The organism is Aquidulcibacter sp., from assembly GCF_049239865.1.
Lineage (GTDB): Bacteria > Pseudomonadota > Alphaproteobacteria > Caulobacterales > Aquidulcibacteraceae > Aquidulcibacter.
In genome coordinates, this window is sequence record NZ_JBMLTR010000224.1 from 1 (window position 1) to 19,007 (window position 19,007).

At 56.3% G+C, this 19,007-nt stretch carries 17 protein-coding genes; 6 read left to right on the top strand and 11 right to left on the bottom strand.

Annotated features, from left to right (window positions below; all coding sequences use genetic code 11):
* From ACOVRA_RS16675 to ACOVRA_RS16695, 5 genes are all read right to left on the bottom strand, one after another.
* A partial coding sequence (locus tag ACOVRA_RS16675) for a TonB-dependent receptor plug domain-containing protein (RefSeq protein WP_421721272.1) occupies positions 1–487 on the bottom strand: 487 nt, incomplete at its 3' end.
* Between the two features lie 239 nt (positions 488–726).
* The gene (gene smc, locus ACOVRA_RS16680; protein WP_421721273.1) at positions 727–4,179 is read right to left on the bottom strand and encodes a chromosome segregation protein SMC; all 3,453 of its coding nucleotides are present in this window, start codon (positions 4,177–4,179) and stop codon (positions 727–729) included.
* A complete protein-coding gene (locus tag ACOVRA_RS16685; protein WP_421721274.1) occupies positions 4,176–4,907 on the bottom strand; it encodes a thioredoxin domain-containing protein in 732 nt (243 codons plus the stop codon). The genes smc and ACOVRA_RS16685 overlap by 4 nt, the downstream gene beginning before the upstream one ends.
* 84 nt (positions 4,908–4,991) lie before the next feature.
* Positions 4,992–5,672, bottom strand: coding sequence for a DsbA family protein (locus ACOVRA_RS16690; RefSeq protein ID WP_421721275.1), 681 nt, complete (start codon positions 5,670–5,672; stop codon positions 4,992–4,994).
* 83 nt (positions 5,673–5,755) lie between these two features.
* The gene (locus ACOVRA_RS16695; RefSeq protein ID WP_290808565.1) at positions 5,756–6,298 is read right to left on the bottom strand and encodes a DciA family protein; all 543 of its coding nucleotides are present in this window, start codon (positions 6,296–6,298) and stop codon (positions 5,756–5,758) included.
* Between the two features lie 77 nt (positions 6,299–6,375).
* On the opposite strand from ACOVRA_RS16695, the gene ACOVRA_RS16700 reads away from it, so the two are divergent.
* On the top strand, positions 6,376–7,461 hold the full coding sequence (locus ACOVRA_RS16700; RefSeq protein ID WP_421721276.1) for an A/G-specific adenine glycosylase: 1,086 nt from the start codon (positions 6,376–6,378) through the stop codon (positions 7,459–7,461).
* 4 nt (positions 7,462–7,465) lie between these two features.
* On the opposite strand, the gene ACOVRA_RS16705 is transcribed toward ACOVRA_RS16700, so the two are convergent.
* The 4 genes from ACOVRA_RS16705 to ACOVRA_RS16720 form a co-directional block, all read right to left on the bottom strand.
* Positions 7,466–9,391 carry an ATP-binding protein gene (locus tag ACOVRA_RS16705; RefSeq protein ID WP_421721277.1) on the bottom strand — a complete coding sequence of 642 codons (1,926 nt, stop codon included), beginning with the start codon at positions 9,389–9,391 and terminating at the stop codon, positions 7,466–7,468.
* Positions 9,392–9,505: 114 nt separating this feature from the next.
* On the bottom strand, positions 9,506–10,588 hold the full coding sequence (locus ACOVRA_RS16710; protein WP_421721278.1) for a site-specific DNA-methyltransferase: 1,083 nt from the start codon (positions 10,586–10,588) through the stop codon (positions 9,506–9,508).
* A gap of 221 nt (positions 10,589–10,809) precedes the next feature.
* Positions 10,810–11,232, bottom strand: a complete 423-nt coding sequence (locus tag ACOVRA_RS16715) for a hypothetical protein (protein WP_421721279.1) — start codon at positions 11,230–11,232, stop codon at positions 10,810–10,812.
* A gap of 89 nt (positions 11,233–11,321) precedes the next feature.
* On the bottom strand, positions 11,322–11,987 hold the full coding sequence (locus ACOVRA_RS16720; protein WP_421721320.1) for a ribonuclease HII: 666 nt from the start codon (positions 11,985–11,987) through the stop codon (positions 11,322–11,324).
* A 71-nt stretch (positions 11,988–12,058) separates the two neighbouring features.
* Here ACOVRA_RS16720 and ACOVRA_RS16725 point away from each other — a divergent pair, with 71 nt between their 5' ends.
* From ACOVRA_RS16725 to ACOVRA_RS16735, 3 genes are all read left to right on the top strand, one after another.
* On the top strand, positions 12,059–12,352 hold the full coding sequence (locus tag ACOVRA_RS16725) for a hypothetical protein (RefSeq protein ID WP_290802507.1): 294 nt from the start codon (positions 12,059–12,061) through the stop codon (positions 12,350–12,352).
* Positions 12,353–12,355: 3 nt separating this feature from the next.
* The gene (locus ACOVRA_RS16730) at positions 12,356–13,747 is read left to right on the top strand and encodes an MATE family efflux transporter (protein ID WP_421721280.1); all 1,392 of its coding nucleotides are present in this window, start codon (positions 12,356–12,358) and stop codon (positions 13,745–13,747) included.
* Positions 13,748–13,831: 84 nt separating this feature from the next.
* A complete protein-coding gene (locus ACOVRA_RS16735) occupies positions 13,832–14,026 on the top strand; it encodes a hypothetical protein (RefSeq protein ID WP_298230904.1) in 195 nt (64 codons plus the stop codon).
* A 15-nt stretch (positions 14,027–14,041) separates the two neighbouring features.
* Here the strand turns inward: ACOVRA_RS16735 and ACOVRA_RS16740 are convergent, their stop codons facing one another.
* Positions 14,042–14,932 carry a cobalamin biosynthesis protein CbiG gene (locus ACOVRA_RS16740; RefSeq protein ID WP_421721281.1) on the bottom strand — a complete coding sequence of 297 codons (891 nt, stop codon included), beginning with the start codon at positions 14,930–14,932 and terminating at the stop codon, positions 14,042–14,044.
* A 145-nt stretch (positions 14,933–15,077) separates the two neighbouring features.
* A complete protein-coding gene (locus tag ACOVRA_RS16745) occupies positions 15,078–16,085 on the bottom strand; it encodes an NADP-dependent oxidoreductase (RefSeq protein WP_421721282.1) in 1,008 nt (335 codons plus the stop codon).
* 312 nt (positions 16,086–16,397) lie between these two features.
* Between ACOVRA_RS16745 and ACOVRA_RS16750 the strand changes: the two genes are divergently transcribed.
* Both ACOVRA_RS16750 and ACOVRA_RS16755 read left to right on the top strand, forming a co-directional pair.
* A complete protein-coding gene (locus tag ACOVRA_RS16750; protein ID WP_421721321.1) occupies positions 16,398–17,294 on the top strand; it encodes a Gfo/Idh/MocA family protein in 897 nt (298 codons plus the stop codon).
* Between the two features lie 31 nt (positions 17,295–17,325).
* On the top strand, positions 17,326–18,996 hold the full coding sequence (locus ACOVRA_RS16755) for an NAD+ synthase (protein WP_421721283.1): 1,671 nt from the start codon (positions 17,326–17,328) through the stop codon (positions 18,994–18,996).
* Positions 18,997–19,007: the final 11 nt, after the last annotated feature.

Genomic DNA, 19,007 nt, shown 5'->3' on the forward strand with positions numbered 1-19,007 from the left:
CTTCAACTTGCTTCAGAGCAATGCTGGGGATCGAGGAAATATCTGGACCTTGTGCACCGTCAGATACACCACCGCCCAAGAAGTTGATGACGGCTGCGCGGTGACGGCGCTTACCATTGACCAGCACCAAGGTTTGGTCAGGTGCCAAGCCGCGCAAATTGACTGGACGGACGATCGAGGAAGCGTCGTTGATCGCTTGGGTGTTCACGTTGAAGGACGGAACCAAGTTGCGGATCAGGTTGGACGTGTCGGATTCACCTTGCTTGGCAATTTCGGCACCGCCGATGATGTCGACCGGGGCAGGGGTGTCAGCAGCGGAGCGCGACACGCGGCGTGTACCCGTAACAATGATCACTTCTGCGGAGGGCTCGTCAGCCGCAGCAGGTGCCGCTTGGGCAAAGGCGAACTGGGGAGCTGCTACGATCAGCGCGGATGCGACCGAAAGGGCCAGCAAGCTTGCGCCGCTCAGGTTAGTCGTTTTCTTCATGGATGTTTTATCCTTAATTGTGACTTCTCGAAGTCAGATTTGTAAAAACACTGACTTTCCGTCGATATCTCACTGAATTGTTATGACAAGGCGGGGAACATCCAAATGTCCGAAATTTCGCACGAGATTCGGTTTAGGAACGACTTTGAGTCAAACTTGTTGCAGAACAGTCACAAATTTGTGAGGTGTGTGCACGAAAGTTGTGCAATCGATTGGGGCTGACACCCCTCGCCACTGGCTCACTCGGCGGAGATCAGGGCTTCTGCGCGACTCAAATCGACACTCACCAATTGCGACACGCCGCGCTCAGCCATCGTGACGCCAAACAAGCGGTCCATACGGGCCATGGTGATGGGGTGGTGGGTAATGACAATAAAGCGGGTTTCGGTTCGCTGACGCATCTCATTCAACAAGCGGCAATAACGGTCGACGTTGGAATCATCCAAAGGCGCATCGACTTCGTCTAGGACGCAGATTGGCGCTGGGTTGGATAGGAAAACCGCAAAAATCAGGGCTGAAGCCGTCAGCGCCTGTTCACCGCCACTCATCAGAGTCAGACTTTGCAACTTCTTTCCAGGCGGGCAGGCATAGACCTCTAAGCCACCGCCCAGTGGATCATCGCTTTCGGTTAGGCGCAATTCAGCTGTGCCACCGTCAAACAAGGCTTCAAACAAGACCCGGAAATGGCCATGCACCGTGTCAAAAGCGGCAACAAGGCGCTCCTTGCCCTCTTCATTAATCTGGTCGACGCCACCGCGCAGCTTGGCAATCGCAGACGTCAGATCGTCCTTATCGGCCACGAGAGCCGTTAAGCGGGCTTCTTGTTCAGCCACTTCTTCGTCGGCCCGCAGGTTGACGCCGCCAATGGCCTCCCGGTCATAAAGCAGCTTCGCAAGCCGTTGCTCGGTCGCTTGGATCGTGGTTTGATCAAATGCTTCGCCCAAGGCGGCCCGCGCGCGACGTTCGCAATCGGCTGGGTCCATTTGTAGGGCGCGGCGGATCTCGTCACTCAGTTCAGCCAGACGTTCGGTAGTGGCCTCGGTCCGGATGGTAGCGGCGGCGCGGGCTTCTCGTGCGGCTGACAAAGCTTGGCTGGCCATCCTGTCTTGATCGCGCAGGCTACGGATATTGGACTCGGTTTGGCTCAGCGCGTCATCGGCTTTGGCTTTGCGGGCTTGGGCAGCGGGGACCTGGCTCAAGAGTTCGCGTTGGCGCTTTTCAATGTCAACTGGCGCGTCCGTGGCGGCCTGTTTGCGCGCCATCGCCTTGGCGCTTTCTTGATCCAGTTCCAGCAGGCGCGCTTCAGCGGCCTTCAAGCGGGTCTGCCAAGACCCCAAGTCGCGCTTTAGGTTAGCTTCTTGGCTGTCACGGGCCCCTGCGCGGGATAGAATTTGGTTCAAGCTGGCTTGGGCTTGGTTTGCCCCGGCGCGCGCGGCTTGTGCTTGGCCCTGCATCTCATTCAACTGGCTCGTGTCGGCTTCAGGGGGCAAAGCTGCCAGCAAGTCAGCGGCGACATCGACTAGCAAGCTCGCTTGATTCAATTCTTCTGCTGCAGCGGCGGCGCTAATCTCAGCTTGTTCAAAGCTCGCGCGTGCTCGGGCAAAGTCGGCTTCGAGACGGGCGATCCGGTCGCGTGCCCCAGCAACGGCTGCAAAGGCGCGGGGCGCTTCGGCGCGAGCGTGGCGGGCTTGAGCTCGTTTTTGATCAGCCTTAGCGCGTGCTTCAGCCGCCGCTTTGGCGAGGCCTTGCGCGGTATCTTGGGCTGCCGGTACTTGGCCTTGCAAGGATTCCAAGCGGTTTCGTTGTTCAAGTTCTACCGCCGCGGATGAAACCGCATCCTTGCGCCGAACAAACCCATCCCAGCGCCGCATGTCGCCTTCCATAGTCACAAGGCGGCCACCAGTCGGCAAGTCCGTCAGGCGATCAAACAAAGCGCTATCAATCAATCCAATCCCAGCAAGGCGAGCTTCCAACTGAACGGGAACTTGCGTGATGAAGTCCGTCAAGGCCGTGACCTCTTTGGGCCAATCAAAGCTGCGCACCTCTTGGCCCGTCCAAGCGGATGGCGCCTTTGCGTCAAGGGCTGCCTGCAATTCATCGCCAAAGGCCGCTGCCACTGCGCGCTCATAGCCCGCCTGAGGACGAATGGTGTCGAGAACTTTGGCCCAAGACCCTGCGACAGGCTTTTTCGTCATGGCCTCGAGGGCTTTGAGCTCTGACATCAGGCGGTCGAGCTGGTTTTGCGCTTGACGGGCGGCTTCGCGGGCTTCTGTCTCTTGAGCGGCAGCCTCTTCGGCTTCTTTCTCGCTTTGGTCTGCACGCTCAGCGGCTGTATTGGCAGCGTCGCCGATGGCTTCTGCTTCCTTGCGCGCAATGGCGAGCACATCATCATTCGGCAGGGCCAGCTTGAGGCGGGCCACGTCGGCTTCAATGCGGGCAAGCGCTTCTTGCCGACGGCGCAATTGCGCTTTGGCATCCTCATAGGCGCGCGACTGCGCATTGCGTTCTGCGACTGCTGCGGCGCGCTGGGAAATAGCTGTAGTCAAAGCAGCTTCCGCCGCTTCGCGCAGCTCATTGGCTTGAGACGTGGCGGTCTTTGCCTGCTCGATCTCGCCATCCAAAGCGCTACGATCAGGCAGGTTTGCCAAAGCCTCCGATACCAGTTGGAGATTTTGGGTCGCATCTTCAAACAGGGTTTGTTCGCGCGCCTTGTCATTCCGGATACGAATCATATCGGCTTCTGCGGCATTCAAGGCATCCCGCGCACTTTGAAGATCACGCTCGCAGGCGATCCGTTGCCCCTCCAGTCGACGAAGGATGGCTTCTGCGACCGCTTGTTCTTCGCGCAGACCGCCTAGGCTCTCGTCTGAGTTTTCTGCTGCCGCCGCAGCTTTATTGGCAGCCAAAGTTGCATCGGCCAGCTCTTGCTCCGCTTTGCGCTGATTTTCTTGCGCTTGGGCGAGGGCAGACTGGGCCTCATTATAGCGCTGCGCGAACAGGAATGTTTCCAACGTGCGGATTTCTTCGGCAACGGCGCGATATTTCGTAGCTTGGCGCGCTTGACGACGTAGACCATTCAATTGGTCCTGCATCGCTTGGATCACATCGTCGAGCCGCTCCAAATTCGTCTGCGCGCCGCGTAGTTTGAGTTCGGCTTCATGACGGCGCGTATAAAGGCCAGAAATGCCCGCAGCTTCTTCGAGAATGCGACGGCGATTTTCGGGCTTGGCATTGATCAATTCGCTGACTTGATTTTGCCGAACCAAAGCCGGTGAATTTGCCCCAGTCGAAGCGTCAGCAAACAGAAGCTGGACATCGCGTGCGCGCACCTCCTTGCCATTGATCTTGAAGTTTGAGCCCGCTGCGCGGCGGATTTTCCGCGAAACTTCCAGCACCGGGTCTTGATCAAATGGGGCAGGGGCGCGGCCTTCGCGATTATCCAGACTAATGACAACTTCGGCAATGTCGCGGGCTGGACGTTTATCGGTGCCCGCGAAAATGACATCGTCCATTTCGCCGCCGCGCAGCGCTCGGGCCGAGGTTGCGCCCATCACCCAACGAAGCGATTCAAGAATATTGGATTTGCCGCAGCCATTCGGTCCAACAATGCCGGTCAAGCCCGGTTCAATCTTCAAATGGACGGGGTCCACAAAGGACTTGAACCCGACCACGCGCAGATCGGTTACCCTCATGGCTTTTTAGCCTTGGATTTGGTCTTGGTCGGTGTCTTGGGTTTTGCTTTTGCAGGACCGGCAGCTTTTGGTGGTGGCAGAGTGGCAATGGCTTCATCTAAAGCGCGGCTCACGCTTTCCACGTCATAGGGCGCAGCCACGAGCGTGACGCCCTTAGCCGTTTGAATGAAGAGAGTTGGCGTGCCCTCAACCCCCATCTCTTCGCCCTTCAAGGATTGCTGATTGACGGCTTCGGCAAAAGATTGGGTGCGCAAACAGATATCTGCTTGGGCTGCATTCATGCCGCTTGCTTCTGTGAAGACCGCATAGACCGCCTCCTTCGCGCCGGTTCCTTGCTGGGCAGCATCAAAGATTTGGCGTTGCTTTTGGAAGAAGGCGTCCACTACGCGGTGATAGCCTTTAGGCCCCGCACATCGTGCCAGACTATGCATGGGATAGGACAGGCCCATTGGCGGGGTTGGGAAGGCACGAAACACATAGCGCACACGCCCTGTGTCCACATATTTTGCCTTTATGCTTGGCAAGACCTGATTGTTGAAGTCTGCGCAATGGGAACAGGTCAGGCTGCCATATTCAAGAAGGGTCACCCGCGCCCGTTCTGAACCCAAAGGCCAATCCGCAACTGGCGCCGAAACGGCAGGCGACTTGGTTGCAGTCACCGGCGCTTTTGGCTTTTCCTTGGCCGAAGCAAAACCGCCTGCTGCCGTCAGCGCAACAAGACCTGCCATCAGGCAAGCAGCCGCCCGTACATGCCAAGGGATAGCACGACGAAAATCTAGCAACGGGCGGCGTTGAAGCAACAGCGTATGACCTTATTTTGCTTTGGCCAAAGCCGCATCAAGGGCCTTGCTGACATCGTCAGCAGTCATTTCACGGCCGCCTGGCCCCTCGAACTTCTCGCCATTGATAAAGATGGATGGGGTGCCCTGTACGCCTGCTTTGACGCCGCCTTCTTGCACTTCCACCAAGATCTTGAGTTGATCCTGATTGGCCATACACGCATCAAATTGGGCTTCATTCATCCCGACAGAAACTGCGACGTTCAACAGGGCTTGCTTGGCACCTGAAGGGCCTTGGGCTTGCGTGACGAGTTCACTTTGCCCACGCATCAGGGCATCGATGACTTGGTCGCGCTTTTCACCACCCGCACAACGCGCCAACAAATGGCCAGCGGTTGCCAGTTCGACTGGCATGGTCGGGAATTCGCGGAACACATAACGCACCTTGCCGGGCGTGATGTATTTTTCTTTGATTGTGGGCAACACATTTGTGTGGAAATTCGCGCAATGTGGGCACGTGATCGACGCATATTCAATCATCACCACTTTGGCATCCTTGGAGCCCATCGGAAAATCGGTGGCATTCTCAAGCGCGCTGCTGGGTGCACCTCCAGACTTGCCGCCTGTCGAAGGGCCACAAGCGCTCAAAGCCAAGGCAGTGGCAACGACGGCGAGTTTGGCTACAAAACCAAAATTGCGGAACTGAATAGACATCTGGTCACTCCTATTGCGCCTGCATCGCGTGGAGGCGAGGCCGCTTTGTCATCCTATGTGCCTTTATCGGGCAAGGTCATCCCTTAGTCGATAGATGCGGTGGCTTCGGCCAACCGAGTCAAGGCTGCTTTCAAGCTTGGTTGTGTCACCTGTTCAAGCTGTTCATCCAGTTTTCGCTGCTCAGTGGCGTTCAATTTTCGTTTTGTTGTCGAAGCCTGTGCTTTCACTGCTTGCTTTAGAGGCGCGCGAACCAACGACAACTTCTTGATCTTACTGGCCCCGGCGAGCCGAACAAGCCCGACTATCTCGTTGGATCGCATGGAAAGCAAAGGCGCTGCGGCAGCCACAACTTTTAAGACGAGTGTTTCGCCCTTGATTTGATCGGGCTGGCAAATGGTCGCAATCTTATCGCCCACAATCTCTGCCCAGCGGCCCTGCAGCTCACGGGCGGTCATGCCGGCTTTGCGTTGATCTTGCGGCACTAAATTAGCAATCAGGCGTGCCACAGGGGGAGGACCTGCCCAAACTGGCTTGCCGCGCCGTTGTGACAGCCAAGCTGTGGCCGCAACCTCTAACTGCGGGTCAAAGCCTAGCTCATCGCGATCAGGAGAGAATGGGTCAGCCATCACTGAAGCTTACCCTATTCAATGCCGATCTGCGAGGCCCTGATGTATTTGATCGGCGAAGCAGCTAGGGACTGAAAATGCGCGCATCTGCCCCAGAAACATTTGCAGACCTAAGGCACCAATTGTTGGCTTGGTATGATGTCCACGCACGTCGCCTCCCGTGGCGCGTGTCGCCAGCCGAAGGCAAAGCGGGCCGACGTCCTGACCCCTATCATGTATGGCTCTCGGAAATCATGTTGCAGCAGACCGGGGTTGTGACGGTAAAGCCTTATTTCGCGGCCTTTTTGGCCCGCTATCCACGCTTGGAAGATTTGGCCGCTGCGCCGTTGGACGATGTTTTAGGGCTGTGGGCTGGGTTGGGTTATTACGCTCGTGCGCGCAATCTGCACGCAGGCGCTCAAGAGGTCGCATCCTTGGGCGGGTTTCCGGCTTCTCTGACTGGCTTGCTGATGGTCAAGGGCATTGGCCCTTATACAGCGGCGGCGGTCGCGGCCATTGCCTTTGACCTGCCCCATGTTCCCGTCGACGGGAATGTTGAGCGTGTGTTGTCTCGCCTTTGGCTGATTGACGCGGCTTTGCCCGCTGGCAAGCCTGTTTTTCGCGATGCTGCTTCAAAGCTAGAGGACACCCACAGACCCGGCGACTTCGCCCAAGCCATGATGGATTTAGGGGCCACAATTTGCACCCCGCGCAACCCTGCTTGCGGGCTTTGTCCTTGGGCCGGGCGCTGTGCCGGGTTCGCACAGGGTGTTGCGGCGGACTATCCCAAGAAGCAAGCGAAAAAGCCAAAGCCTGTGCGCTTCGGCGTGGCCTTTGTGCATCAAGATCCTAAAGGCATTCTGGTTCGGCGCAGGCCGACTGAAGGTCTGTTGGGCGGCATGCTGGAAGTGCCAAGCTTAGCTTGGCGCGATACGCCTTACGAAGCATCCGAAATCGTGATTGCCGACCTTCATCGGGAAGCTCACTGGACTGAGTGTGCGCCTATTCGCCACGTCTTCACCCACTTTGACTTACGAATGCAGGTCTTTGCGGTCCGCCACCGGCTTGTCCAAAGCTTGGAGGGTTATCACCATCTGGCATTAGATGAATTGGACGCAGCGGCCATACCCAGTTTGATGCAGAAGATCATCGCATCGGCCTTCGATAGCCTCAAATCGGCTTGACTGTTTAGGCCGCGAGGGAAGCGTTCTTTGGTTGGGTTTCTTGCTGAAAGATTGGTTCCGCCGCGCGATGGGCATCATCATAATGCAGGATTGTCAATTCAAACATCGAGCCGACGTCAGTCTCGCTGCTAACTGTCACATCGCCGCCCATCAAGCGCGCGAGTTTGCGGGTGATGGCCAAGCCAAGACCTGTACCGCCAAATTTGCGGGTGGTGGAATCATCGGCCTGCACAAACGGATCAAAAATGCGCGTCACCTGTTCGGCGGTCATCCCAATCCCATTGTCCTTCACTTGGAACAACAAATGATCCCCGCGCTGCTTGAGCTCGAGGGTGACAACGCCATTGGACGTGAACTTCGCTGCGTTGGATGCCAGATTAAACAGACATTGGCGCAACCGCATGGGGTCACCAAAGGCTTGGGTTATCGGGGCAGCTTGAATGGCCAACACATTGCCATTGTTTTCGAGGATTGGCCGAATGGTATCGGCGACCTCCTGTAAAATGGCCGCAGGTGAATAGGCGATTGCTTCGGTTTCCATAGAACCAGCTTCAATCTTTGACAGATCCAAGATCTGATTGATCACGCTCAACAAATGCTTCCCGGCACCTTTAATCCGCTCGGCATCAGCCCTACTTTGCACCTGGTTTGCCCCTTGAAGGTCTTCTTCGAGGATTTCAGCATATCCGATGACGGCATTGAGTGGCGTGCGCAACTCGTGGCTCATGATGGCCAAGAATGCCGACTTCGCCTTGTTTGCCGCAACAGCACTTGCCCGCTCGGCTTCGGCTTCAAGCCGTCCCGCAGCATCAATACGCAAACGCTCAAATGCACGGGCGAGGGCGCCCACCTCATCCGCACGCTCTTGTAACGGTGTTTTCTCGCTCAGATCGCCCGCGACAAAGCGTTCGGCGACTTGGGTGAGAAGGGTCAATGGTTTCGTCACGCGGAAGCGTAAGAAGGCGAACACAAAGACAAGTGCCACCGCAAATAGGATGGATGTCGCCAACAGAGATTGGTTGCGCGCCGTTTCCAGGCGGTCGATGCGTTCTTCCAAAAGATGGGTCAGCTCGTTCGCGACAATGAGACTGACGTCATGAAACTGCTTGCGCGCTTGCCACTCCAGTGAGGCAGCGACTTTTGGCTCAAATATCTCGCTGCCACCCAAAAGTCGGCGGGTGTAGGTATCTAGACGGTCTAGCGCACGGATACCTTCGGCAAATTCATTCTGGAAAATGCCAAGGCGCTCTGCACGCTGCGAGTGGCGTAAGGCAGAGGAAGCAGAATCTTCCAGTTGGCTGATCGCCACACGGTAGCCACCGCTCAGTCGCAATAACTCGTTGCCGTCAGTTGTAACGTCGGATTTGTCTTCGCTGCGGAAATAGCCCATCGCAGCGGCTTTTGCATCAAGTATAGCTTGGGTCTCTGGAAAGCGAACGATCAGCAAATCCATTAGATAATAGGAATCAAGCTCTGGATCCAAGATCAGGTTTGAAGCATCCCCAACTTGACTGGTCAGCGTCCGCAGTTTTGAGCGAATGGTGTTCACCGCACCAATCTCAGCTCGTCCGCTTGCTGCGATCTCGAGTAAATCGTCGGAGACTTGTTCTACCGTGGAATCCGTAGAAAAAGCTGTGCCATAGCGCCCTTGGGTTCGCTTGAGGTCAGATACCGACGTAAAAAGTTGCGAGGTTAGCGCACCGCTTGTTTCGGTCTGAAACATCGCTTGACCAAGGCTTATATCGGCTTCGTTAATGGCTTTTGCCATTTCAACGCCGCGAATTTCCTTTTGAGCAAAGTCGATGGCCTTCTGCTGTTCTTGCAAAAACAAGACAAGCAGAAGCGCGATCGGTGCCAGAAAAGCAGCGACCGCAACCGTCAGGCTGGCTGTCAGATTGAATGCACGAGGGGTCACAGTACGAAGGTTCATTACCTGTCGTATACGACCCTGAGGTTATCATTGCGCTAAAACGGATTAAGCAATTGCGCGCAAACGGGCCGCTTTGACGCGGCCCGTCACGGCTTTTTGGGGGCTTTGGCGGTTTTAAGCCGCCATGCGCGCGCGGACTTCTCGGCGCAGGGTGTCAATTGGAACAAGGCCTGAATCGGTACGCAAGTGCCAATAGGTCCAGCCATTGCAAGCAGGAGCGTGTTGAACTTGTGCCCCAACGCGGTGGATGGAACCGACCATTTCACCTGCCATGATCGAGCCATCGGCGCGGACCCGTGCCGCCACATCGCCACGTGGGGAGTAAATGGCGTCACCAGCGCGCAACAAACCTTGCTCCACGATGGTACCAAAGGGTACGCGAACCTCGTCCTTTTTCGATTTCATAACGGCGAGATCGTCGAGGTGACCGGGCTCTACCCGCGAAATGCGCTGCTCTGCAGCCAAAGCATAGCCGGTATCACGCTCCAAGCCGATCCAACGGCGACCCAAAGCTTTGGCAACTGCTCCGGTGGTGCCCGAGCCGAAGAATGGGTCCAAGATCAGGTCACCGGGTTTGCTGGCGGCCATCATGATGCGATGGAGTAGGGCCTCTGGCTTTTGAGTAGGATGTACTTTCTTGCCGGTTATGTCCTTCAAGCGCTCATGGCCTGAACAAATGGGGATGGACCAATCAGAGCGCATTTGCAGATCGTCATTAAGGACCTTAAGCGCGTCATAATTAAAGGTGTAACGCTTTTGATTGGCGGATTTGGTTGCCCAAATCATCGTCTCATGTGCGTTCTGGAAACGCGTGCCTTTGAAGTTTGGCATCGGGTTAGTCTTGCGCCAAATGACGTCATTCAAGATCCAGAAGCCTTGGTCTTGCAAAGTCGCACCAACGCGGAAAATATTGTGGTAGGAGCCAATTACCCAAATGGTGCCTGTGTCGGACAAGCAGCGTCGTGCAGCCGCCAACCACGCCCGCGTAAAGGCGTCATAAGTGGCAAAATCGGCAAACTTGTCCCACTCATCATCAACGCCAGCAACTTTTGAATTGTCAGGACGCGTAAGATCGCCGCCCAATTGAAGATTGTACGGAGGGTCGGCAAAAATCATATCAACAGAGCCTTCAGGCAGGCTGTTCATGAGCTCAATGCAATCGCCAATCAAAATGCGGTTTTCATAATCTGCTGACATGTTATGCCCCTTCTGTGTGCGGGGCCAATTGAATCTATTAGGGTTAAAAAAGGATTCACAAAGTGACAGAGTGATTCTTTTTTTCTGCAATACTGCAGTAAAAGTTTTTTCCGATTTGGCCGCCCTCTGAAGGGGGTGCTCAGAGGGCGGCGCTCGGGGGTCGATTCAGGGCTTGCGCGACCCCTTGTTAAGACGGGCCAATTTGATAGCCACGTCCTAAACTAGCGGCATTTGCCATAGCGGTCAGGCGAGGCACCTGGGCCACCACGGATACCTGGTGGGTTTTCCCAATTTGTACCGCGACCGCCGACAGGGCCTGGCGGATTGTTGTCATTGTCGAGCCAGCAGCGGGACTTTTGGTTCCAGAACCCAAAAGTCGGGTGCCAATAGCCAAAATGGGCATTGTAATAATAGCCATGATTATGCGGCGCGAAGGCATAGCGTATGCCTTTGTGACGGTAGTAGCGATCCGGCGACGTGCCCGGGCCACCGCGCGGGCCTGGTGGGTTTTCCCAATTTGTGCCGGAACCGCCGGCGCGACCGGGGGGATTATTGTCGCGATCCTTGGCAAAGGCAGGGGCACTGGCACCGGCCAGTAGGACGAGGGCAGCGGCAGCCGTAAGCAAGCTTGGAATAGGTTTCATGTTACATCTCCATCGGTTGGGTCCCGTCGAGATGAGAAACGTAGCGATGGGCGCTATTCCGTCTGACGCTGTCGCCACATTGCAGAAGTTTAATCCTGAAAGGACTGCAGCACTTTTGCGACGGGCTTGTAACTGAGCCGGTGGATCGGGGAGGGGCCTAAGCGCGCCAAAGCGTCTTGATGGGCTTTGGTGCCATAGCCCTTGTGCTGGGCAAAGCCATAGCCCGGATAGAGATCGTCCGCCTCGGCCATCAAGCGGTCGCGTGCGACCTTAGCCAGAATGGAGGCGGCTGCGATGGACAGCGAAAGATGATCGCCGCCGACCACGCAAAACGCAGGGCAGATAAGGTCTGGTGTCCGATTCCCATCCACAAGCGCGAAACTGGGTACTTGGTTTAGCCCTTGAGCTGCCATCGCCATCGCCTTCAAAGTAGCTTTTAGAATATTTGTAGAATCAATTTCTTGCGCAGAGATCATCGCAAGGGAACTGGCGAGGGCTTGGTCTTGAATCACATCGAGCAGGGCTTCGCGCTGGGCGTGGGTTAAGCGCTTAGAATCATCAATGCCCTTAGGCAGTTGTTTGGGGTTGAGGATGACCGCAGCCGCCGATACGGGGCCGGCCCATGGTCCGCGTCCGGCTTCATCAATGCCGCACACCGTCCCAAGCGGCACACGTAACTGTTTGGCATAGGCTGTTTCAAGGGTCAGGTCGGGCATCGCTGCAACACTATGGCGGATTCGCTCAAGAATTCGCATCTCTCCCACATCGGCCCCCTTTCTTATCTTGGGCGGCTTGCTATGGTCGCCCAACCACATAGGAAGCACCCATGAGCAGCAAGACCGAGCCAAGCCAGTTTGACGCCTATTCAAAGGCCGAAACCGACGAACCGTTTTTCACGCTTTTGGCACGTGATCCAATCGCGCCATCCTTGGTGGAGGCTTGGGCCTATTTGCGGTCTGGCCAGATTGGCGCGGCCGAGATTGCGTTTAAGCAAGCCGTAGATGCTGCAACCCATATTGATCCACAAATGCCAGGTGAAGCGCAAATTCGCTCTGCCTTCGAGGTCGCCGACGAGTGCCGTCAGTGGGCGCGCTCGAAAATGGTGTCAGGACGCCGGTAAACCATGACTTCTGCCCCCGACGCGGCAGTTCTGCCGCAAGGTGGGCTGTTGAAAAAACTCCTTTTATTAGCTGGACCCGTAGCGGGATCGAATGTGCTTGTCATGTTGATGGGCTTGGTCGATTCCATTCTGGTTGGCCGTCATTCTGCGACAGAGCTGGCAGAACTCGCTTTGGCGTGGAGCCTGAATGGCACGGCGCTGGTCGCGACCATCGGGCTGTTAGTGGGCGTACAAGTGTTGGCTGCGCGCCGCTATGGCGAGAATAACCCGCGCTCCATTGGCTTGATTTGGCGGCGCGGCATTGTCACCTCCATCGGGATGGGCTTCATCCTAGCCATTGTGTTGCACTTTGGCGCGCTGTGGGCACTTAACCATTTGGGTCAACAGCCGGATCTGGCCAGGGGGGCTGCCTCGTGCGCAGCGATCTTAGGCCTCAGCCTGCTTCCCAATGCGATCTATCTGACGTGCGCGAAAACCTTAGAAGCCTTGTCCCGGCCACGGGTTGCGCTTGCTTTGATGGCGGGGGCCAATGTGGTCAATTTGGCCTTGGCCTCTTACCTCGTCCCGCTACAAGGCGCTGATGGTGCTGCTTGGAGTACATTGGGTGCGCGGCTGTTTTTGGCCGTAGGCGCAATGATCTGGCTGTTGAACATGCCGGACGCCAAGCAATTTGGCTTCTTGGACTTCACCACCCGTGCCGCACCAGGTGAAGCGAAAGAACAAGTCTCCATCGGCCTTTCTGCTGCTGGAAGCGGGATTTTGGAGGCAGGTTCCTTCAACATCCTCACCATTATTGCGGGCCTTGCCGGTGTCGTCCAAGTCGGGGCGTTCAACATTGTGATGAATATCATGTCGATTGGCTTTATGCCGGCCATGGGGATTGCCTCTGCAACCGCTGTGATCGCCTCTAACGCGCGTGGCGCAGGCGATCTGGTAGGTGCGCGCAAGATCGCTTGGATGGGCCTTGGCCTATCTGGAATTTATGCAGCTTTGTTCTCCGTGGTAACGTGGGTTGCCGCAAAACCAATTGCGAGCGCATTTACAACCGACCCGAGCCTGATGGCCTATGGCGCGGTATTGGTTGGGCTTGTCTGGTTGATGGCCGTACCCGACTTCTTACAAGTCGTGGCAGCCCAAGCCCTGCGCGCCCTTGGCAAGCCTTGGTTTCCCACAATGAGCCATTTTGTCTCATATGTGCTGGTTATGTCGCCCTTGGGCTGGCTGTTTTGTATTCATTTCGAACGCGGCGCACGCGGTCTTGTTGAGGCCGTTGCCCTAGCCAGCATTGTTTCAGCGGGCATTTTGGTGCTTCGACTTTTGGTGTTAGGTCCGATCTCCTCAACTGAGGCCGCAAAAGCAGTCGATCCCCAAGCGGATGAGACCTTATCCCCATAAATAGCGACTGGGGCATTTGCGCTGGTCTCAATCTTGCGGTCTTTCACCCACCTGTACGGTTTCGGCACAGGATGGGAGGATTACGTGCGCACTTTTGGCAAGCGGCAATTACGTACGGCAGGGGCAACGGCCTTTTTAGGTCTGCTCGGCACGTCGGCTGCGCTTTTGCCAATCGCGATCTTTGCGTTGTTCAGCCAAGGCGAGCCCGCGCACTGGACCCTTTATGCCGGCGCATCCGTCGTCGGTGGTGCGGTTATTGGCTGGGTCCTGCGCCGCTAAAGCCGGTTGGGGGGGCTAAACGCCCAAGATCCAGCCTTCTTCTTGCTCAATCGTCTCAATTTGCGCGTCGGTCAGGCCTTTAGCGGGGCCAAAGGCTGCGGCCAGTTTTCCAGCCTCATCCAAGGCCGCGAAATGTTCGGCTATCGCGCGCACTTGTGCCAAGTCCTTCACCTCGCCAACGGCAGGTGTCGCCTTGACGATAGACGGATAGATTTCGGCCATCACGATTTTAACCCCGTCGAGGTCCTCACGCGATAAAGGCTTGTAGCCGGTTTCAAAAGGCCAAATCCGCGCATCGGCGCGCGCGTCACGCAGTTTTTTGACGACCGGGATCCCCATCAAAGCCTGCGAACCTACAGAGCCTGCCGTGTAAAGCTTCCATAGCGGGCTTGCGCCCTTTGCTGCTTGTTCGGCTAAACGATGCTCAGGCACATCGCCTGGGCCATGTGGGCGGGTCTTTTTGGATTGCAGCGTGGTCAGAACGTCGCGTGGTGGACACCCCCAGAATGGGAATGGCCCACCCGAAATCAGGCGGTTCATCATGGCCGCCACTTGGAAGCGATTATTCGCATTATCTGGCTTGTCCTTGATTTCCTTGGTCAAGAAAGCTTGCATTGTCAGCCAAGGGGCGCCCTCAAACTTCAGGGCAGCCGAAGTCCCTTGTGGATAGCCAAAGGGGAAGTCAAAGCCGATCAAGGTGCGGTCGCCGCGCTTATCAAACTCAGCCAGTAGGCCGGTAATCGCTTCGAAAGCCGCCTTGCGGGTGGGTGGGTTTTGCGCCTCAAAACGCAATTGGAGACGCACATCGCGCCGCAACGTCCCAATCCAGATGGAATCCGCACCGGTTGCAGGTTTCGCCGCAGCCGACCAGTCAACCATCACATAATTGTCGAAAAGGCGGCTCATGGGTGGTTTCCTATTCAGGGTCGAAAATTGAAGCGCGGCTTCTACAGGGCAAGACGACGTTCGTCACCCTTGAATTGCAATGCGCCAGGCCAGTCTGCGAACACATGCGAGACTGGCCTTGGCTTTTCGGGCGTTGGACGTCCGCTTAGGCGAGTTTGACCAACATTTTGCCAGCATTCGCACCACTGAATAGACCCATGAAGGCGGCTGGAGCTCTATCAATCCCATCCATCACGGTCTCTTCCCACTTGATCTGACCGTCTTTGATCCATCCGCCCATTTCAGCCAAGAATTGGCCTTGCATGCTGGCATAGTTGGACACGATGAAGCCTTGGATCTTTAGGCTCTTACCAACAATGTAAACCAAATTACTGGGCCCCGGGACAGGTTCCGTCGCATTATATTGGCTGATCATGCCGCATTCAGCAAAGCGGGCACCGGGGCGGGCCACTTCGAGGGCGACTTCGAGATGTTCACCGCCGACATTGTCGAAATAGATATCGATGCCTTGGGGGGCAGCCGCACGAACCGCCGCCAAGAGATCCGGCACCTTCTTATAATTGACGACTTCATCAACGCCGACAGATTTAAGCCACTCGCCTTTTTCATCCGAACCGCAAGAGGCCACGACCTTGCAGCCTTTGATCTTGGCGATCTGGCATACGAGCGAGCCAACAGCCCCTGCTGCGCCGGAGACGAAAACAGTGTCCCCGGGCTTTGGCGCGCCGATTTCAAGAAAACCGCAATAAGCGGTCATGCCGGGCATGCCCATCACGCCCAAAAAGGCCTGCAAGGGGATGCCATGGGTGTCGATCTTGGTGAATAGGACTTTGGGGCCTGTTACAAATTCGCGCCAACCCAGCATGTGGCTGACAATGTCACCTACTTGAAAGTCAGGATCGCCGCTCTCAATCACTTCGCCAATCGCGTGGCCTTGCAGCGCTTCGCCCAATTGGAAGGGCGGCACATAGCTTGGGCGGTCGTACATACGGCCGCGCATATAAGGGTCAACGCTCATCCAGTGGTTCTTCACTTGAACAAAGCCTGCAGCTGGGCTTGTGCTCTCGACGCTCGCGATCTCGAAGTTTTCAGCGACTGGCGAACCCTCTGGCCGCGACTTCAGGCGCACTTCTTTAGATGTAACTGCTGGCATGTGTTTCTCCCTGTTATGTGGTGGTACTCTTGTACGCTTCTAGGATGGGAATGACGGTCTTTTTGGGGGCGGGTCAAGTCATCCAGGCAAAGGCATTTGGAGCCTGCTGTAAATGTTTCCGGGAAATCGCTGGTTTGCTGAAGTTTTTTCTGGCGCACGATTGATGGACGCAAGCGTTTTATGCTTGAGCACCACGCGCTTGTGACAGATGCGTGAAGCCACTGTGACAAATAGGGACGACAGACCCGATGATGGGGGCCCAATCAAGGGTGCCCAATGAGGGTTAAAGGAGCCGGTAAGAGCTTGTTGAAGGTGGGACTCATTGGTGCTGGTGTCGCGGGGGAGCGGCATGCTGCTGCGCTACGCGTGACGCCGGGGGCGAATCTCCTCGGTCTCTATGAGCCAGATGTGCGGCGCTCTGAAGGCTTATGCGCACGGTTTGGAATTGAGCCCTTGTCACTCGAGACGTTGCTTGAGCAGGCTGACGCGGTGATCATCGCGGCTCCTGCAGGGACCCACGGTCGTTTAAGTCTTCAGGCCCTCGCTCAAGGATGCCATGTCCTAGTCGAGCGTCCAATTGCGACCTCGCGCGACGAAGCGCAACAGATGGTGGCCGAGGCGCGCGCCAAAAACTTGATTTTGCAAGTCGGCCACCGTGAAGGGCCGATGATTGGTGCGCTGGGCCTAACACCTAGCATGGTTGGATTACGCAGCTTTGAAGCGGTGCGCGAAGCCCCCCCGCGGGAGCATGTCAGCGATGTTTCCGTTATTCTCGATCTGATGATCCAAGATATTTATGTGGCAGCCGTCTTGTTTGGCTCGCGCGCTGTTTCGGTGCGGGCCACCAAGCTTGGTGGTCGCGGTGCGGCAATTGATTCTGCTGAAGCGCGGGTACGATTCAAAGGCGGCGGGGAAGCCCGCTTGCGCGCGACACGGACCGCGAGTGTTCGCACCACGCAATGGATGTTGGATACCGGGCAAGCGCAAGCGCAAATGAGCGTCGATTTTGTGCGCGGCGTGGTCACGCATGGGGCTAATTGGCCAAATCCAAGGCCATTTTTGGCCCAAGATTCAGACCCAGTCGCCCAAATGTTGGCTCAGTTTGTAGCTGCTTGTTCTGCGCCTTATGCGGAGGTGTCCAACCAAGATGCGCTCACCGCAATGGACTTGGCCCTTCAAATTGAAACCATTCTCAGCGCAAACCTTTGAACCAAACCGCGCATCGGGTTAGTTTAGGCACATGAGCCAGACCCAACAGAAGCTGCACATCCTCTCCGCCCAACTGAACCCGATTGTTGGGGATATTTGGGGTAATCTTGCCAAAGCCAAGACCTGCTTGGGGCATGCCCTAAGCGTTGGGGCGGACGTTCTTGTTTTTACTGAGTTGTTTTTGATTGGCTATCCGCCGGAAGACCTCGTGCTGAAGCCCGCTGCGGTGAAGGATTGCCGTGAAGCGACGGAAGAATTGGCCGCGCTGACAGCCGGTACCAAACTTACGGTGATCATGGGCACCCCGTGGCGGAATGAGGATGGGCTCTATAATGCAGTCGCGATCCTGTCAGATGGGCGCGTCGCCGATCTGCGGTTCAAACACGAATTGCCCAATTATGCTGTGTTTGACGAAAAGCGCGTGTTCAATGCCGGGCCTTTGCCGACTCCGGTGAAGATTGCAGGGGTCTTGGTCGGTATTCCGATTTGCGAGGACATCTGGTTTGACCGGGTGACCCAAAGCCTGAAGCAGCAGGGGGCTGAGCTTCTGATCGTGCCCAACGGTTCGCCCTATCGCCGCCCAGTCAAGCAAGAGCGTTTGGCCAGCGCGCGCGCAAGAGTTTCTGAAACCGCTTTGCCGCTTATCTATGTCAATCAAATTGGTGGACAGGATGAACTCTGTTTTGATGGCGGTAGCTTTGCGTTGGATGCGAGCGGGGCATGTGTGCAATCCCTCCCGAACTTTTCGGAAAGCCAGTCGAGTGCTCTTTGGGAAAAGGGCGGCGATAGCTGGGTTTGCAAGCAGGCAGAGCAACTCGACCAAGTTGAAGGTGAGGCGGCTGATTATGCCGCGATGGTGCTTTCGCTTCGAGATTACGTCAATAAAAATGGCTTTCCAGGTGTTCTGCTGGGGTTGTCCGGCGGGATCGATTCCGGCTTGAGTGCAGCGGTTGCAGCCGATGCTTTGGGGCCAGACCGCGTGCGCTGTGTGATGATGCCCTCGCGCTTCACCAGTCAAGAAAGCCTCGATGATGCGGCAGACAACGCGCGCCGCTTGGCCATCCCCTATGACGTTATTTCGATTGAACCGGCGGTGGAGGCATTCGCGCAAATGTTGAGCGGCCAGTTCGCCGGTACCCAAACTGGGGTTGCCGAAGAAAATATACAAAGCCGCAGCCGCGCTGTCTTGCTGATGGCTCTGTCCAATAAGTTTGGCCATATGGTTTTAACGACCGGGAATAAGAGCGAAATGGCGGTCGGCTATGCAACGCTTTATGGTGACATGTGTGGCGGCTATAATGCTTTGAAGGACCTCTATAAAATGGAGGTTTACGCCCTGTCGCGGTGGCGAAATGCGCATGTTTGTCACATCGGCCTTGGCGCTTCGGGCGAAGTCATTCCCCAACGCATTATCGACAAAGCGCCCTCGGCGGAATTGCGCGAGAACCAAACCGATCAAGACAGCCTGCCGCCTTATCCCGCACTCGACGACATGCTGCACGGCTTTGTCGAAGAAGAGGCCGAGATTGAGGATGTGATCGCACGCGGTCATGATCCGGTGGTGGTGCACCGCATCCAGAATCTGCTCTATGTTGCCGAATACAAACGCCGCCAAGCGCCGCCGGGCGTCAAGATTGGCACGCGCAACTTTGGCCGCGACAGGCGCTATCCCATCACCAATAAGTATCGGGATAAGCCGTAAACCGTCGATAT

Coding starts and splice junctions, on each gene's coding strand:
- ACOVRA_RS16685 (WP_421721274.1), bottom strand. CDS start 4,907: ATGGCAGGTCTTGTTGCGCTGACGGCAGCAGGCGGTTTTGCTTCGGCC.
- ACOVRA_RS16700 (WP_421721276.1), top strand. CDS start 6,376: ATGCGCGCATCTGCCCCAGAAACATTTGCAGACCTAAGGCACCAATTG.
- ACOVRA_RS16745 (WP_421721282.1), bottom strand. CDS start 16,085: ATGCCAGCAGTTACATCTAAAGAAGTGCGCCTGAAGTCGCGGCCAGAG.
- ACOVRA_RS16705 (WP_421721277.1), bottom strand. CDS start 9,391: ATGAACCTTCGTACTGTGACCCCTCGTGCATTCAATCTGACAGCCAGC.
- ACOVRA_RS16740 (WP_421721281.1), bottom strand. CDS start 14,932: ATGAGCCGCCTTTTCGACAATTATGTGATGGTTGACTGGTCGGCTGCG.
- smc (WP_421721273.1), bottom strand. CDS start 4,179: ATGAGGGTAACCGATCTGCGCGTGGTCGGGTTCAAGTCCTTTGTGGAC.
- ACOVRA_RS16715 (WP_421721279.1), bottom strand. CDS start 11,232: ATGAAACCTATTCCAAGCTTGCTTACGGCTGCCGCTGCCCTCGTCCTA.
- ACOVRA_RS16730 (WP_421721280.1), top strand. CDS start 12,356: ATGACTTCTGCCCCCGACGCGGCAGTTCTGCCGCAAGGTGGGCTGTTG.
- ACOVRA_RS16720 (WP_421721320.1), bottom strand. CDS start 11,987: ATGCGAATTCTTGAGCGAATCCGCCATAGTGTTGCAGCGATGCCCGAC.
- ACOVRA_RS16690 (WP_421721275.1), bottom strand. CDS start 5,672: ATGTCTATTCAGTTCCGCAATTTTGGTTTTGTAGCCAAACTCGCCGTC.
- ACOVRA_RS16725 (WP_290802507.1), top strand. CDS start 12,059: ATGAGCAGCAAGACCGAGCCAAGCCAGTTTGACGCCTATTCAAAGGCC.
- ACOVRA_RS16755 (WP_421721283.1), top strand. CDS start 17,326: ATGAGCCAGACCCAACAGAAGCTGCACATCCTCTCCGCCCAACTGAAC.
- ACOVRA_RS16710 (WP_421721278.1), bottom strand. CDS start 10,588: ATGTCAGCAGATTATGAAAACCGCATTTTGATTGGCGATTGCATTGAG.
- ACOVRA_RS16695 (WP_290808565.1), bottom strand. CDS start 6,298: ATGGCTGACCCATTCTCTCCTGATCGCGATGAGCTAGGCTTTGACCCG.